The organism is Nostoc sp. (assembly GCF_036916735.1).
GTDB lineage: Bacteria > Cyanobacteriota > Cyanobacteriia > Cyanobacteriales > Nostocaceae > Nostoc.
Map to the genome: position 1 here is coordinate 160,855 of NZ_JBALFV010000094.1, position 16,565 is coordinate 177,419.

At 34.8% G+C, this 16,565-nt stretch carries 14 protein-coding genes; 4 read left to right on the forward strand and 10 right to left on the reverse strand.

Annotated elements, in window-relative coordinates; all coding sequences use genetic code 11:
- Positions 1–69 precede the first annotated feature (69 nt).
- Positions 70–1,341, forward strand: coding sequence for an FHA domain-containing serine/threonine-protein kinase (locus tag V7L20_RS20990; protein ID WP_334745935.1), 1,272 nt, complete (start codon positions 70–72; stop codon positions 1,339–1,341).
- Positions 1,342–1,433: 92 nt separating this feature from the next.
- On the opposite strand, the gene V7L20_RS20995 is transcribed toward V7L20_RS20990, so the two are convergent.
- Positions 1,434–1,652, reverse strand: a complete 219-nt coding sequence (locus V7L20_RS20995; protein ID WP_012407469.1) for a DUF4327 family protein — start codon at positions 1,650–1,652, stop codon at positions 1,434–1,436.
- A 1,298-nt stretch (positions 1,653–2,950) separates the two neighbouring features.
- Here V7L20_RS20995 and V7L20_RS21000 point away from each other — a divergent pair.
- The 3 genes from V7L20_RS21000 to V7L20_RS32795 all read left to right on the forward strand — a co-directional run bounded on the left by V7L20_RS21000 (position 2,951) and on the right by V7L20_RS32795 (position 4,092).
- Positions 2,951–3,373 (forward strand): tetratricopeptide repeat protein, encoded by a 423-nt coding sequence (locus tag V7L20_RS21000; protein WP_334745936.1) that lies wholly within the window; start codon positions 2,951–2,953, stop codon positions 3,371–3,373.
- A 418-nt stretch (positions 3,374–3,791) separates the two neighbouring features.
- On the forward strand, positions 3,792–4,019 hold the full coding sequence (locus V7L20_RS21005) for a hypothetical protein (RefSeq protein WP_334745937.1): 228 nt from the start codon (positions 3,792–3,794) through the stop codon (positions 4,017–4,019).
- Positions 4,006–4,092: a hypothetical protein gene (locus V7L20_RS32795; RefSeq protein ID WP_442943601.1), complete on the forward strand. Its 87-nt coding sequence runs from the start codon at positions 4,006–4,008 to the stop codon at positions 4,090–4,092. Before V7L20_RS21005 ends, V7L20_RS32795 begins: the two co-directional genes overlap by 14 nt.
- A 129-nt stretch (positions 4,093–4,221) precedes the next feature.
- Here the strand turns inward: V7L20_RS32795 and V7L20_RS21010 are convergent, their stop codons facing one another.
- From V7L20_RS21010 to rfbF, 9 genes are all read right to left on the reverse strand, one after another.
- Positions 4,222–6,945, reverse strand: a complete 2,724-nt coding sequence (locus V7L20_RS21010) for a glycosyltransferase (protein ID WP_334745938.1) — start codon at positions 6,943–6,945, stop codon at positions 4,222–4,224.
- 128 nt (positions 6,946–7,073) lie between these two features.
- Positions 7,074–8,261: an FkbM family methyltransferase gene (locus tag V7L20_RS21015; RefSeq protein ID WP_334745939.1), complete on the reverse strand. Its 1,188-nt coding sequence runs from the start codon at positions 8,259–8,261 to the stop codon at positions 7,074–7,076.
- A 238-nt stretch (positions 8,262–8,499) separates the two neighbouring features.
- Positions 8,500–10,314 carry a thiamine pyrophosphate-binding protein gene (locus tag V7L20_RS21020; RefSeq protein WP_334745940.1) on the reverse strand — a complete coding sequence of 605 codons (1,815 nt, stop codon included), beginning with the start codon at positions 10,312–10,314 and terminating at the stop codon, positions 8,500–8,502.
- Between the two features lie 5 nt (positions 10,315–10,319).
- Complete coding sequence (locus V7L20_RS21025) at positions 10,320–10,907, reverse strand: hypothetical protein (protein WP_334745941.1); 588 nt, start codon at positions 10,905–10,907, stop codon at positions 10,320–10,322.
- Between the two features lie 22 nt (positions 10,908–10,929).
- Complete coding sequence (locus tag V7L20_RS21030) at positions 10,930–12,441, reverse strand: N-acetylneuraminate synthase family protein (protein ID WP_334745942.1); 1,512 nt, start codon at positions 12,439–12,441, stop codon at positions 10,930–10,932.
- The gene (locus tag V7L20_RS21035; protein ID WP_334745943.1) at positions 12,434–13,480 is read right to left on the reverse strand and encodes an NAD-dependent epimerase/dehydratase family protein; all 1,047 of its coding nucleotides are present in this window, start codon (positions 13,478–13,480) and stop codon (positions 12,434–12,436) included. Before V7L20_RS21035 ends, V7L20_RS21030 begins: the two co-directional genes overlap by 8 nt.
- Entirely contained in the window at positions 13,477–14,796 is a 1,320-nt protein-coding gene (gene rfbH / locus V7L20_RS21040; RefSeq protein ID WP_334745944.1) for a lipopolysaccharide biosynthesis protein RfbH, read from the reverse strand. The genes V7L20_RS21035 and rfbH overlap by 4 nt, the downstream gene beginning before the upstream one ends.
- 6 nt (positions 14,797–14,802) lie before the next feature.
- Entirely contained in the window at positions 14,803–15,783 is a 981-nt protein-coding gene (locus V7L20_RS21045; protein ID WP_334745945.1) for a GDP-mannose 4,6-dehydratase, read from the reverse strand.
- Between the two features lie 2 nt (positions 15,784–15,785).
- A complete protein-coding gene (gene rfbF, locus V7L20_RS21050) occupies positions 15,786–16,556 on the reverse strand; it encodes a glucose-1-phosphate cytidylyltransferase (protein ID WP_334745946.1) in 771 nt (256 codons plus the stop codon).
- Positions 16,557–16,565 lie beyond the last annotated feature (9 nt).

Here is a 16,565-nt window from a genome sequence, read left to right on the forward strand (position 1 = left end):
TTGTTGGATAAGTTTAATACCCGATGCCCAATGCCCAATCCCTAATCCATTTACCTTGTAGGTTGTATTGTGGTTAGTCTGACCCTGTTAGAACCGCAACAGAAAACTCCCCTTCAGCAGTGGTGCTTTGAGAACTCTTCCATAATTCGGATTGGTCGAGCGGCAGATAATCATGTTGTTTTAACTGATAGTTTAGTTTCGCGGCATCATCTAGAACTGAGACAAGTAGATTCTGCTGACAATGGCGGTGGTTGGCGGCTGATTAGTCAGGGTACTAATGGGACTTTCCTCAATGGTGTTCTTGTGATTCAGAGTCCATTACCAGATAATTCCCTTTTGCAACTAGCACAGGGAGGGCCAATACTGAAATTTCAAATTCAGGATCTAACAGTACTAGAAACTGGTATGCGATCGCAACAAATACAAAAAACAGAAGAAAACGCCGTTGCAACACTCTACTCAGCTCCAGGTAGATACACTTGCACCCATGAAGGCAACTCCCCAAACAATCTGTTTTGCATCCACTGCGGTCAACCTCTCTCAGTACAACAGAAAATTCGCCATTATCAGGTGTTGCGAACTCTCGGACAAGGAGGTATGGGTACTACTTATCTCGCTTGGGATGCGACTGGTCAGATTGCGGGTATGCCACAATTGCTGGTGTTGAAGCAAATGAATGCTGATATGGTAAAAATTGCCAAAGCTCAAGAATTATTTGAGCGAGAGGCGTATACTCTCAAATCCCTTAATCATCCGGGAATTCCCAAGTATTACGACTTCTTTGTAGAAGGCGGAAAAAAATACTTGGCAATGGAACTAATCCAAGGACAAGATTTAGAGAGACGTGTTTATACTACTGGGCCAGTTACGCCAAGCCAAGCGATTGCTTGGATGATTCAAACTTGCGACATCTTAAACTATCTTCATAGCCAAGAGCCACCACTGATTCACCGCGACATTAAACCTGCCAACTTAATGGTGCGAAGTTCAGTAAATCGCATCGTGGTGCTAGATTTTGGCGCAGTTAAGGAAATTGGCACAGCGCCTGGTACTCGAATTGGTGCAGAAGGTTACTGCGCTCCTGAACAAGAACGAGGACAGCCTTTAACTCAATCTGATTTATATGCAATTGGACCAACGCTGATTTTTCTGCTCACAGGCGAAAACCCGTTCAAGTATTACCGCCAACGAGGGCGAAACTTCAGGTTTGATGTGGCAAAAGTTCCCACTATTAGTTCCCAATTAAGAGATGTGATTGATCGTGTTACAGAACCATTGCCACGCGATCGCTATCAAACTGCTAAGGAATTAGCTGCTGCCTTAACTGGTTGCCAACTTTAGAGAGTTAGGAGTTAGGAGTAGAGACGCGATTAATCGCGTCTGTTCGGAGTTAGAATTCTTCTCCTGCTCGCCCTATTCTCTATTCCCTATTCCTATTCCTCATCCCAAGTTTCTACAGCTAGCAATTCACTAACTGGGTCTTGCATACTAAAGCCAAAGTCAAGCAGTTCCTGTTTCCAGTGCTGCCATTCATTACCGTAGAGCAAAGCGATTTTCCAAATGCTATCGCTTGGCTTGATAATGTTCGATTCTATGAGTGATTGCACGTTGCGCTGCAATTTCACCATTGGGTGAATCACTTGCTGAGTCATAACCTCAATTGAATTCATTTTGTTGGTAAATACTTAATTAAAACTGCTTACCCATTCTGCAATTGTTGCTGGATCGTAGAGTGGTGTAATTTTGGTAAAGCTAGTCTTAACTTTTTAACTATACCATAACAAACTCTACTAAATTACTGGTAAATTCGCTTTTGTACGGTAATTACCACCACAAAAGTTTAAATTCACCAAGCAGTCCTTAAACTTTTTGCAGCTGGGCAAAGGTACAGGGGATAAAGATTAAGGGGAAAGGATAAAGATGTTTCAATACGGTTCGGATAAGATCCCCCCGCCTGTGGCGACCCCCGATAAATTGGGGGGCTAATTTCCTCCTTTACCCCCAATTTATCGGGGGGTTGGGGGGAGCTTCGCAAGGTAACACAAGCTAACCCAACCGTATTGAAAGATGTTTCTGTTTTCCCTTTAACCCTTTGACCGTCTTTTTCCTTGTAACCTTTAACCACTAGAGTGCAACAGTACCTTTTGTAAGATATCTATTGTGGACGCCGAGCAAAATAATTACTCGTCTGGGAGGTTGCACTATGTAGTGTGACTAAGGACGACTGGCAAAATTTTATTTGTTTTTATCACAAAAAATATGTGTGCTTGGTGAAGAAGTATTGGACACGGGCTAGTTTGAAAGTTTTTGACTGATAGGTAAATTTGCAATTGAGTAGAAATATCTACTGTTTATATTTATTTAAACGTTATTTACAATATCGCAAACATCTGACTTTAGGCTGAATCATCGCAAATCTTTATATAATTTTAATTTTTTGCCCAGTGAATAAGACTTAAAGGGTTTTGCTTTGAACGATAGGAGCGATCGATAGCAAAATTGTCGGTACAGCATAAGCTTACCATAAACTATCCGTTCGCTCATTTTTGATATGCAAGATTTAATTAAGCTTTACAGGGGTTGTAATCCAGGCAATTCAATAGATTCAGGCATTTTTTTCTTGCATAGAGCTTTTGTCATTTTATGATTTATCTTATTCCTGCGCCTTAAATAATTGCTTTTGGGAGCTTTCTGTGATAATCATAAATTTTACTTAAAAATAACTCGTTACTTAAAAAGAGCCGTTTTCCTTTTGTATTAAGCCTTTAATTCCGCTTCAACTCTCATAATAAGCGAACGCACAGCATAAAGCTTACTTGTCTTCAGAGTCAGCATTTGAATTTTGTGTAAAACATTTCTCACTAAGATGATAGTTTTTGTGAAAAAGTGGGTATTTTAAAAATGGTAATAATGCTATTGCCTAAGTATTTACCACAGGATATATTGAAGTATGGCTAGTTCAGGGGAAGACTACCTAATTAACCGCAGCAAGCAAATTAAGCGGCGACAAAAGTTGCTAACACTAGTCTCTATGGTCTCGTTCTTAAGTTCCATTGTGTTTTCAGCGGTTCCTGTAATTAGACAGGCAATTGAACCATCCAAAACAGTAGTTCCATCTCCAAATTCTTCATTACAACAAAAGGCACAGGGTTTTGAGATGGTTTTACAACGAGAACCAGAGAACGTAGTGGCGTTGGAAGGGTTGGTAAATGTGCGCTTAGGGTTGAAAGATACTCAGGGTACTATTCAAGCTTTAGAAAAGCTAGTCAAGTTACGTCCTGATAGGCCGAATTACAAGGTTTTATTAGAAGAACTGAAGAAAGAACAAGTTAACAGCAATTCCCAAACAAATAATCAATCCAAACCTAATTAATATTCTTTACTTAACTTCGACTTTATCCATTTTTTTCGCAACGCGATACTCCTGCGGAGTCATTACACGATTACCTCAGCTAAAACCTTTGTGAGACAGAAGTTTGACTCTTTTAACTTCATCGATAGTCTGTGACGTGGAAATGGTATTTGCCAAAAAGCCAGGGTTTTAGCCGGATAAAAAAACTGAGTTATTAATTTTGGATAAAGTCGAGTTAAGAGGACGTTTAAAAAGTCCTCTTGTCGGTAGAAAAACATTATACATCCTCCTAAATCCTCCTTGTAAAAGGAGACTTTTATTTTGGTTTCCCCTTTTTAAATAAGGGCTATGAGGAATCAATAAGTGCCTAAAATCACAGCCTACCACTTTTAAAACAACCTCCAACAGACGAAAATCTGCGCTCAATTAGTCAACTGGGATGGATGTAATAGAAACATTCAATAGCGAACGTTACTTGCAACTACTTCAATGGCAGGGACATTTAGCCCAACAGCGTCTTGAACAAACAGGTAAAATCACTGTCATTATTCAAGACAGAGCATCATTTCATCGCAGCAATCAAGTTAAACAATACTGGCAACGTTGGCAACAACAAGGTTTGTATATTTTTTCTGCCACCATACTCACCTCAAATGAACCGTATTGAAGATGAATGGCTGCACCTAAAACGTCATAAGCTTTCTTCTCAGATTTTTGACGATGAATATGAATTAGCGTAGGCGTAGCCCGCCGCAGGCATCGCTTTGATTCATGCTATCGAGAATCGTGCAAACAATAGTAATTACTCTGTTGAGCGTTTTATATTTAATCATGTCTAGCTACTTATAATAAATAAATTTATAACTTTATTAGAAATTTTCTAGAGAATATAAAGGAATTGTCCGTACTTGCTGATTGGCAACGATCTGTTTATTTTCATGTTCTAATACAAATCTGCCATTAATACAAGGAATTAAACTTTGCCACAAGCTATCAGTCAAATTTCTCAATAAAGAAATTGTCAAATTCTCAGTTATATCTATTTCTTCGTCCATCATAAGATTCATCGCTATACTTTGCAAGAATAAATCAGCCTCTTCTTGTGCAATGCCATTGATATCGATCAGTAGAGTAATTTGCTTATGATTAGGATGGAATGTGATTAATTTAATAACATCCATCAATTCTAATCCTAATTTTTCTTCATCTGTTGACCAATCTGGAAAAACAATTATGTTAGTTTCTTTAAGATTTAAATCTAAAAATGAGGCTTTAATTAAGGCTATTTTTACAATTTCTGCCATTTTTATCCATGAAAAATGTTTCGCCTGTTCTAAGCCTGCATTAATTAATAAGTTTCTACAACTAGGTTTTTGCACTTCACATAAAGCATCAACCATACCCTCAATATCATAATCTTTGACGTAAATTACAGCATCTCCTCCAGCTTCCGGTAGGGAAGCATTAGGAGTAGTAATTACAGGAGAACCACAAGCCATTGCCTCAATTACTGGCATTCCAAAACCTTCATATTGAGAAGGATAAACTAATGCCACTGCTCCAGCATAAGCTAATCTTAATTCTTCATCACTTAATTGTAATCCGTGAAAAGTACATCCGGCAGTATATTGTCGCCATTCAGAAGGTAATTGACTACCTGCACCAGTAACTACTATATCAAAATTGTGTTTGTTGCTTAGTTGAGCAAATGCTTTAAAAAAGAGAATTGCGTTTTTATATCCTCCTAAGCCACTTAATAGAAAATAAGGTTTATTTATACCATATTTATATTTAAAAGCGTTTATTTGAACTTCAGAAGCAGGGCAAAAGAGAGAATCTACACCACAATGGGCAACGGTAATTGATTCTAATGGTATATCTGGGAAAAATCTACTTAAGTCCTTAGCTGTATTTTCTGATATAGCAATAAAAGCAGAGGCGTGTTTAATTCCGTTATGTTTTTCTGTCCACATCGGTTCATTTAAGTTGCCTCCTAGTACTTCTGGTATCATGTCATAAGCCATGAATACAGAAGGGGTAGTAATGGGGGTGGTGTAATAGCTTGAAATAAATAATTCTGCTCTTTCTTCATCGCAAACTTGCTGAATAATCTGGCGATCGCTCTCAGTATTGTTATAGTCGTAGGCGTGAATAGTACGATAATTAATGCCATTAATTTTCGGTGCAGTATTAGCCCGATCTAAGACCAATATATGTTCAGCAAATTTTGTGTTTGCCCATTGTTCTAAAAGGGATTTCCAAACTCTAGCAATTCCGGTTTTATAGAGTTGAAAAAATACCCCATCTACCATAACTCTTGGTACAGGTTGTTCTTTTTCTTGATATTTTTGATATTTAAGTTGTAATTCCTCCTCTTTAGGAAGTTTATTAACATGAGTAGTAGGGACTATGACACTTTCTATTCTAGGCAATATTCCCTGCGCTAGTTTAACTGCTTGAGCAACATTTGATATCCCTACTTGCTCGCAGTTAATAATTAATTGCCTTGGAGATCCCTCTGAGCTAAAAATAAGTCCTTGGTATCCCTCTACATCAGTATTCAAATTAGTCAATTTATCGGGTATGTTCAACTTAGCTACAGAAATACCATGCTTTTGGGCTAGTGCCTCAATATCTTTTAATGTTATTTCATATCTACCCGGATCTCTATTAATCTGTTGAATAACAAAATTTAATAAATTTTCTATATTTACCTCAAGTTCTGTATCAGATGGAAAAAATAATTCTTTAGTACGAAGTTGCACGTGTGCAAAACTTATCTCCTGATTGGTTGTGGGAACTAAGCTAGGATGCATTTTTGAGATATAATCTTCTTTATCGTCTTTTAGAACATCTTTCAAAGGTTCCGACTTTAAACTTTGGAAACATACTGATGCACCTAAACTATATGCTGAACTTCCAATAATAGATATAGAACGGAAAGAATATAAATAGCTATTTGTAAAATAGGCATTAACAAGACCAGAGTAAACATCTGGGGCTGCTGACATAGTAGATGACATAAAATATTTGCCATAAATCGACTTAATACGATCAATTATTTTTCGGTGAACTAAAGAATTGTAAACCATAGGCAAAAATTCATGAGATAGCTGATAGTTATAAAACTGTTTCAGTCTTTCTTTTGAATTCCACAACTCGGCATGAGACAACAAACTTAGCTGTAGTCTATTTCTGACCCAAGGTACAATTGCATTGGGCCATCCATATGAGTATCGCAGCCAAGAAACAATATCAACGTTATACTCACTTATTAGCTTTGAAGCGAGTTCAAGTCCATCAGGCATTAAAGCATCGTCATCTCCCAAAACAAAAACATATTCTCCAGTACTATAAGACAATCCCAATTCCCAATTCTCAGATATAGAGAGTCTCTCAGTAGCGCGAAAATATTTAATTCGCTCATCTTTAAATTGATGAACAACTTCATAGGTTTCTTCACTACTAAAGTTATCCATAATAATTAATTCAAAATTTTTATAACTCTGATTTAATACGCTGTCCATTGTGTAGGGCAAGGTTAAATGTCTTTCTCTGGTAGGTATAATAATAGAAAATAAGGATTGATTCATATTTTTAACTCAATTATTTTGTTTGAATATTTAAAATACAAAAATATAGAAATTTAATACTTGGAGATTAACTTTATAAAAAACTAATTTATCTTAGCCATACTTTAATAAAGAATATAATAAATTCCTTATTTAAACTTTGTATTTAAACGAGTAACAGGAACAGCATAGCAACTAACATCCCAAAATTCTTCTGCATGAGGTTTTAGAAAGAAATGGTAATCATTTGATAGGGAATGGATGAATAAAGGAATACGCCACAGATGGTCTTGACAGTGATAGATAGTTATTGCCAAAACAGCAGAGGCATTTTCAATAATCTGGCTGGCACCAGTAAGTGCGCTTAGTTCAAATCCTTCTAGATCCATCTTGATTAGAGTTGGTACACAATCATTGAGAACATCGTCAAGAGCAACACAATCTACTTCTACTGTTCCAGTATTACTAACTCCTGAACCAAGGGATGACATAGCCTGAAACTTCAATTTTTCTTGTCGCGCACCAACAGCTGCTTGTAGAAGGGTAACTTTGTTTCTAAAATTTTCTGGAATTGTAGAGACGTAAGTTTGTAATTTTTTAAAGCTGAATGGATCTGGTTCTAGCCCTATGATTTTATCAAAAAGGTATTCACGCTGTGTTAAAAACCTTCTGATCGTATCTCCATCAAATGCACCACAATCCACAAATATTTCATTGAGTAAAGACATATAAATATCTAGTGGAAAGTATTCCTCATCTCTCATAGACTGAGTGATTGGATAGGCTAATTTATCAAAATCAAGAAATAATCTCCAACGTAACTGAGATAAATATTCCCGCCGTGAACTTTCATCTACAAACAAACTAAATGCTTTTTGAATATCATCTGACTGCTTATATATCTCATAAGGTAAGTCTAAGGCAAAATAAGGAAGAAATACCTTTGGGTATTTGGCAAACAAATAAGCATAAGAAATGACCTTCTTACAATTGAGGTCAAGCAACTGCTGTTTTGGACGAGAACTGTTATGAACTGTTATAACAAACACAGACGTATTACCGAACTTAATAGCTGCCTCCTGTGGAGATAATACAGGAACTCCTTCTATAAATTGATTCCACAATCTTTGGTTATTATCTGCAAAAGCTAACGGTTCTATTTTTAACTGCCTTAAACCGTTGAGAGCTTTTATACCTGCAAAACCAGCACCAAAAATAATAATCGATTTTTCAAAAGGAGCAGCTAATTCATCAAATGCCCCCTGTTGGCTTTTGATAACAGAATCAATATCTTCACTGAGTAAAATTTCAATTTCTTGACTTAATAAATCTTCCATATTTTCTGTTTCAATATAAAAATTAATTTTTTTACTAATTTTTTAAAAATTTAATCAAAATTTGTATTTAATTATATTAATTTTAGTATTCATATATATGAATTACATTTGAATTTTCATAAATTATATTCAGATTGTAACCACTGTTATACAAAGCTTAGATTGTCCCACTTTTGCAAATATCAAATACAAATTATATGATTTAATTGCTGATAACGAGAATTAATTTTGAAAATGCTCACATAAATTGTTCTTCAATATCAGGAACAATCATATTAGCCAAAAATTCATTTCTATCTAAAAATGGCCACATATCTTCAAGCGGTTTAGAAACCATTGTGCCATCTGGTTGGCTTGTGGAAGTGATCCGAGGAGCGGTAAATTGATTAAGTGAGATCAGCACTTCACAAATAAAAGCTGAAGGTGAATTTAAAACCTCTATTACCTTCTCTCTAATTTCTCCATGATTAGCTATTTTGATATAAGGAATATCAAAAGTTGCACTAATTTTACTAATATCAGGTAAAGTTAGACCACTATTAGGATTACTAGCAAAATATCTGCCTTGAAAATAATTTTTTTGGGTATTTTGAATAGAAGCATATCCGTCATTATTCAAAATAAAAAATTTAATAGGTAATTTTAATCTCTTAACAGTTTCTAGTTCCTGAACATTCATAATAAACCCACCATCTCCATCAATACAGATGGTTTGTTTTCCCCCACTTGCTAAACACCCACCAATGGCAGATGCAATACCAAAACCCATAGCTCCTAGTCCTTCGGTGTTAAAAATCCGCATTCCGGGCTTAACTCTAAACCCTTGCATAGTAATTTCACTACAAGCTCCCGAACTACCAGGAATCAATAAATCATCTTCTGACATTTCTTCAGATAAAACATCAATAAGAACGTAGTTATTAACTCTATCTGATTCTTGCCAATATTCGGGGAGGATTACAGGATATTTAGCTTGCCAATCTTTGCAACGATTGAGCCAGCTACTACGGTCTTGAAAGGTAATTTTGTCTCTTTGCTGTAGAAATTTTCCTATAAAATCACCTGCATCAGCATAGACAGGGACATCAATGGGCATCATCATTTTATTAATTTCATTAGGGTCAATATCAACAATAATTTTTTTAGCCCCACGAGCAAAATTTTGATGATTGTATCCAGTTTGCCCAAAATCTAGCCTAGCTCCAATAGTTATTAATAAGTCAGAGTTTTGTTGAGTAAAGTTAGCTCCTCGTTGCCCAATCGCTCCAGGTCTACCGGCAAATAACCAGTGAGATTCCGGCAAAAAGTCAATAGCTTTCCATGTGGTGAGAACGGGAATTTGGAGGATTTCGATTAGCTGCAAAAAATCTTCTATTGCTCCGGCTAGTCTAACTCCATTACCGACTAAGATACAGGGTCTTTCTGCCTGATTCAATAGCCTAATAGTTTCGCTGATCTGTTGTTGTAATAAACTGTGATCAATTGGCTTTTCTACTTCCTGTTTATCAAAGCCAACTAACTCAGTTTCTTCTATTTGGACAGCTTGAATATCTAAGGGAATATCAATCCACACAGGCCCAGGTCTACCATTTTTGGCTAGATAAACAGCTTTTTCGAGATGATAGCGGATGGTTTTGGGGTCTGCCACTACTACAGCATATTTAGTAATTGGTTTCACCATCTCTACAATATTTATTTCCTGAAACCCCATCTGTCGTACACCGCGCGTACCTACTAAATCAGCAGTTTTCACTTGACCTGATATAAATAAACAAGGTGTAGAATCTAACCAAGCTCCAGCCACTCCAGTGAGAGTGTTGGTTCCTCCTGGCCCTGTGGTGACTAAAGCTACTCCTAAGTTGTTGGTGTACTGTCCATACGCTTCGGCTGCGATCGCACAAGCTTGTTCATGAAGATTGCAGATATATTTTAATTGTTGACACCTACCCACAGAGTCTATTAGGTGCATACAGCCTCCTCCTGGCAATAAAAAAATATGCTCTACACCCAAATTGGCAATGAACTGAATTACATAATCAGAAAGTTTGATCATCTTCATTAACCTCTACCCAAAATTGTCAAAGAATCTAATATTTCTGTTCTTGTCATCCTAGAGTTATTCCAAGGTTGAGGCATTAAAAATGTCTTCATTCCTAATTTTTGGGCTGCTTGAATATGATTAGGATTATCATCAATCATTATTTGCCCCTGTTTCCACCAACCTAGAAATGATTCTTTATCTTCATCATATTCAGGAATCAAATTACCAACTCGGTAGGAGGGAACAAAGGCAAAACACCGAATCCATTTACCAAAATGCTTAATTACCCAATCTGCCATCAAAGGTGCTGTTTTTATCGGTGTTGCTGTTAAGGCAATATGACGGAAATAACTACCCCATTTTTGAAACCATTCTAATACTTCTGGTTCTGGTTTTAATTGAGATATTCCTCCCGATAACCGATAATAATCTAGACTATTTAAGTATTCCTCTTTCTCAATTCCTAGTATTAAATGAGGTGGATTTTTATTAAATTCTGTATATTTTATAGTACAATTAGGATGAGAAACTAACCAAGACTGCTCCCACCACATCAGCATTAAATTATTTAATACATCATCTACATCCCAAACTATTGTTAACATTAGTAGTATCTCCTTTAATCAGCTAATTAATCCAGTAAGTTAGCTGAGTTTTTCTGTCTTTATTAGCTGCAATATTTGGATCTGTATAATAGGAATCATCTTGGTGATGAGTTGACGAAATTTCTTCTAATACCGCTCCATTTTCGCTACTAAAAGTATGTTTAGCACCTCTCTCTATAGTCACAATATTGCCTGCTGTGCATTTTTTGTCTTCACCATCAATAGTTATGTTTACATCGCCATACTGCACAATGAATGTTTCTTCTTTGACCTTGTGATATTGTTCTGGGTGGCTCTGTCCAGGCAAAACTACAATTAATTTTTTACAGTATTCACGATTTATGTAATTAATGATCGTACAGCCAAATTTAGAAAACTTTTCAATGCCATAATGATGAGATATTTCAAATTCTAATTGTTGTGGTACAACTACTCTACTTTTTTTTAGCAACTTTTTGATTTTTTGGATAATTTCATATACTTGCTCTCTAATCTCTACTTTCTTAGTATTTACTGATAAAATTGGATGATTGATTGGCAAATCTTCTTCAGCGTAAAAATATGTATATTTAGACATATCATTAGCTGTAATTTGATTTTCTATAGTGGGAATTGCTAAAAAAGTATTGCTTAAATCAACTTTTTCGCCTTTTTTAATTGGATGTTTAGCAAATACTCCCCTTCTCAAAGAGAATAAGCTATACTTTTCGTTTTCACTAAATTTTTGTCTTTGACCTACTACTCCACACATATTTAATGTTATTTGTACTGATTCTAACCACCTTTTTATTTGGGTAGTGTTGGCTGAATAATTGTTTAAAGATATAGTTTTTGTTGCTACACCAACGTGTTTTTCAAAAATAGTAGCTCCCTTAGCTATGGCGATTTTAATTGCTTCAGTATTATCAGGATATTCGTGAGTAGAATAACCTATTCTAATTTGTGGATAACGTTGCTTTAATAATTCAATTTGATTCAATTGCAGATGATCATTTGTTGTGGGATATTCACCTACACAGTGCATTAGAGATATATTTTTTTCTCGATGTAAAAAGAAACTTACAACCTTATCAATTGCTTCTAATTCTACTCCAGCTGTGGAAGCAATAATGGGTTTATTTGTTTGAGCTATTCTTTCCAATAAAGGCCAATCTGTTAAAGAACAACTAGCTATTTTAATTATGTCAAAATTATGCTCTTCTATTTTTTTAACTGAATTTTCATCAAAGGGAGTACAAATTTTGATAAATTCTAATTTTTCCATTTCTTCTACTAACAATCTAAATTCTGCTTCTGTTAGTCTTGTTTCGGAAAAACGCTTGATATATTTTAAATCAAATCTGTTTTGAAAATCAGGATGAATAAATGTATCTAAATCACGATATTGAAGTTTAAATCCAAATTGGAATATATCGCTAAAGTTTTGTTTTATTTGGGCAAATTGGCGGATGATTTGTAAGCCATGTTCTATAGAACCATTATGATTATTTGCTATTTCTAATATAAATAATAGCCTGTCATCGATATTACTCATAAATTATCTCAGTTTGTGAATTAATAAATTTTTTAATAGACATCTTTAAGTCTATTTTTTGCTTTAATTTTAATTCTAAATACGCTCTTTGAGCACAAGGTATATATCTTTCGGGTATTTGACCAACTAGTGGAGTTTTACCTATGTAAATCTCTATTGTTGGTGAACATATTTCCGCCACTATCTTAGCTAATTCTTTAATGGATATTTCCTCATCTGAACCAACATTATAGGGAAAACAACTTTTCCCTTTAAATAAAATTGTCCATAACCAAATCATCAAATCTGAGGCATATAAGTATGATCTTAAAGGTGTTCCATCTCCTTTAATTTCAATTTTTTTTCCTTCTATTGCATCTCGAATAAAATTACCAATAGCAAAATGAAGATTAAGGGGTAAGTATGCTCCAAAAAATGCAAAACATCGGGCAATTTTAATTTCTATACCATATTGTTGACTATATAATGTACAAAGTAATTCAGAAACTCTTTTTCCTTCTCCATAACTAGAAGCTATATTACAAGTATCAGGAGAACCTTGATAAGTTTCAGGAATATGAGACATCGTATCAGGTTGTTTGCCATAAACTGCACCTGAACTAGTTAATAAATATTTTTTTACTCCTGATACTTTCGCAAATTCTAAGGTTCTTCTTGTCCCTTCTATAATCTCATTGAACATTCCTAAGTGATTATCTTGATATAACCTAGCGTTGGTGGAAGTTCCTGCATGAATTAAGTGAGAAAATTCTCCTTTAGGGAAAACAAAATTGCAGATATCCCCTTGATAAAATTCTATAGCAGGGTGATTAAATAGATGAGGACATTTTTGCTTAAATTTCTCTGGATCTCTTGTTAAAATTACTGCTTGAGCAGACAATTTTAATTGCTCAACTATATAAGTAAAACTCTCTAGTAACCAACAGCCGAAAAAACCTGTCCCCCCGGTAATAAATATTCGCTTTTCATTCATTTCATCCCATAATGATTCTGTATGGATAAGAATATGTTGTAAATCCTCTTTTAATATTTTCGTCATATTCTCTCTCGTCCACAGAATTTATATAGGTGTTTTAGCATATATAAAAATATATTTTCATTTAAAGCAGGATATACTCCAACCCACAAACTGTTATTCATTACATAATCAGTATTTGTTAAATCCCCTACTACTCGATATTTTAAGCCTTTATAAGCTGGTTGCTTAATTAAATTTCCTCCAAATAATAGTCTTGTTACTATTTTCTTTTCTTCTAAATATTTTACCAATTCATAGCGATTAAACCCAGCACTTTCTTTGATTGAAATTAGAAAACCAAACCAACTTGGTTCAGATTCATCGGTAGGTTTAGGTAAAATTAATATATCTTGTAAATCCACTAGTTTTTGATATATAAAATCAAAATTTTTCCTTCTTTTCTGCACAAAGTAAGGCAACTTTTCCAATTGTGCCAAGCCTACCGCAGCTTGCATATCAGTCATTTTTAAGTTATAGCCAACATGGGAATAAGTATATTTATGATCGTACCCAAAAGGTAATTCTCCTAATTGCCAACCAAATCTTTTATTACAAGTATTATCTACTCCAGGAGAACACCAACAACTCCTTCCCCAGTCTCTCAAGGATTCTAGGATTTTTTTTAATTTAGAATCATTAGTTAATACCGCTCCCCCTTCTCCCATCGTAATATGATGAGCAGGATAAAAACTTGCGGTGGCTATATGTCCAAATGTTCCTGTTTTTTGTCCTTGATATAAACTTCCTAATGCATCACAATTATCCTCTATTAACCATAAATTATGTTTTTGAGCAAATTCAGTTACTGTCTTTAAATTGAATGGATTACCTAATGTATGAGCGATCATTATCCCACGAGTGCGCTTTGATAATCCTGCTTCTAATTGAGTGATATCTATGTTATAAGAGGGAATTTCTATATCTAAAAATACTGGGACTAATTGATTTTGAAAGATCGGATTTACTGTGGTAGGAAAACCCGCAGCTACTGTAATTATTTCATCTCCAGTTTTTAATCTTTTATCTCCTAATTCTGGGGATGTTAATGCAGTTAATGCTAATAGATTAGCTGATGAACCTGAATTTACTAGTAAACAGTGTTTAACCCCTATCCATTGGGCAAATTTTTCCTCAAATTCGGCTGCGAAACGTCCGGTTGTTAACCAAAAATCTAGAGATGAATCTACTAAATACTGTAGTTCTTGTTGATCAAATACTTTCCCTGATACAGGTACAGGTGTTTCTCCTGGTATAAATTCACGTTGCGGAAATGCTTCTGAGTAATATTCTGCTACTAATTGGAGAATTTGCGATCGCAATAGTTGTTTCTTTTCCATTCATTTTTACTTTAAAAGATTTTGATACCAATTAATGGTTTTTTCTAATCCTGTATCTAGATCAAATGAGGGATGCCAATTTAATACTTTTCTCGATTTTTGACTAGATAAATATTGATTTTTAATTTCATTACTTGCTTGATTTAAAATTTCTGGTTTCAAATCTGAGTTCATCAACGTTAATATTCTTTCTACTAGGTCTAAAACTGTTAATTTTATCTCTAAAGAAAAATTAAATGCTTCGCCAATCAATTCAGGGTACTGTGATAAGTTTTCTGCTAATAACATATAAGCTTTCACACCATCTTCTACATATAAATAATCTCTGACAAAGCAACCATTAGACCTGATTATAGGAGCTTTTTCTTTTAAGATAGATTTAATAGTTCCTGGTACAATTCGACTCCAGTTTAAATCACCTCCACCATAAAAGTTACCGCAACGGGCGATCGCTACTGGTAAATTATAAGTATGGGCATAAGTTTGAGTAATTAAATCAGCACAAGATTTACTTACATCGTAGGGATGTATACCTTTTAGGGGAGTATTTTCTTCATAAGGTAACTGTATCTGTTCTCCATAGGCTTTATCTGAAGATGCCACTATAATTTGTTTGACTGTAGAACTATGACGGCAAGCTTCAAGTAAACGCCAAGTACCAGCAATATTAGTTTCAAAAGTAGAAATGGGGTTACGGTTAGCAACTCCTACGACGGTTTGAGCGGCTAAATGAATAACTGTATTAATTTCATATTCTTCTAAAGTTCTTTGTAAAAGAGCTTGATCAAAAATATCACCTCTAACAACTTTAATTTTTTCTAAGACTCGACTTTGTATCAAAAAACTTTGAGGAATCCAATCACGAACTAAACAAACAATATCTGCACCGACGGTTAATAGATGTTTAACTAACCAACCACCAACTAATCCCGTTGCACCTGTAATAAAAATTGGTCTATCTTGCCAGAAATTAGAGCTATTACTCATACTTAATTCCATACTTTCCAAGGGGGATTAACACTATCCCATAAATCTTTTAATCTATATTTATCTCTTAAAGTATCCATACACTGCCAAAAATCATAATGACGATAAGCAGCTAATTGTCCCTCACTAGCTAGTTTTTCTAATAAGGCAACTTCTAATACTTCATCATCATCTTTTAAATATTCAAAAATCTTGGGTTCAAAAATTAAAAACCCTCCATTAATCCAACCTTCTCCCATTTGAGGTTTTTCTAAAAATTCATCTACTAAATCACCTTGAAATCTTAAACTCCCAAAACGAGCTGGAGGACGGACTGCGGTTACGGTTGCTAAACATTTATGATATTTATGAAATTCTAATAATTCCTTAATGTTTAAATTAGCAACTCCATCACCATAAGTAACCATAAATGTTTCATTATCTAACCAAGGCTGTAATCTTTTGATTCTACCTGCTGTCATGGTGTCTAACCCTGTATCCATGAGATGAAGAATCCAGTCCTCAGCTGCGTTATTATGAATATCTACATGACCATTTTGTAAATTAATAGTCATACTAGAATTTAGATTGTAATACTCCAAAAAATAGCGTTTAATATAATCGCCTTTATAGCCCAAAGCAATGTAAAAATCTTTATACCCATAATGAGCATAGATTTTCATAATATGCCAAAGTATAGGACGACCACCAATTTCTACCATTGGTTTTGGTATAATTTCTGTTTCTTCTGCTAGACGAGTTCCTAATCCTCCAGCTAAAATCACAACTTTCATTTTGTTTTA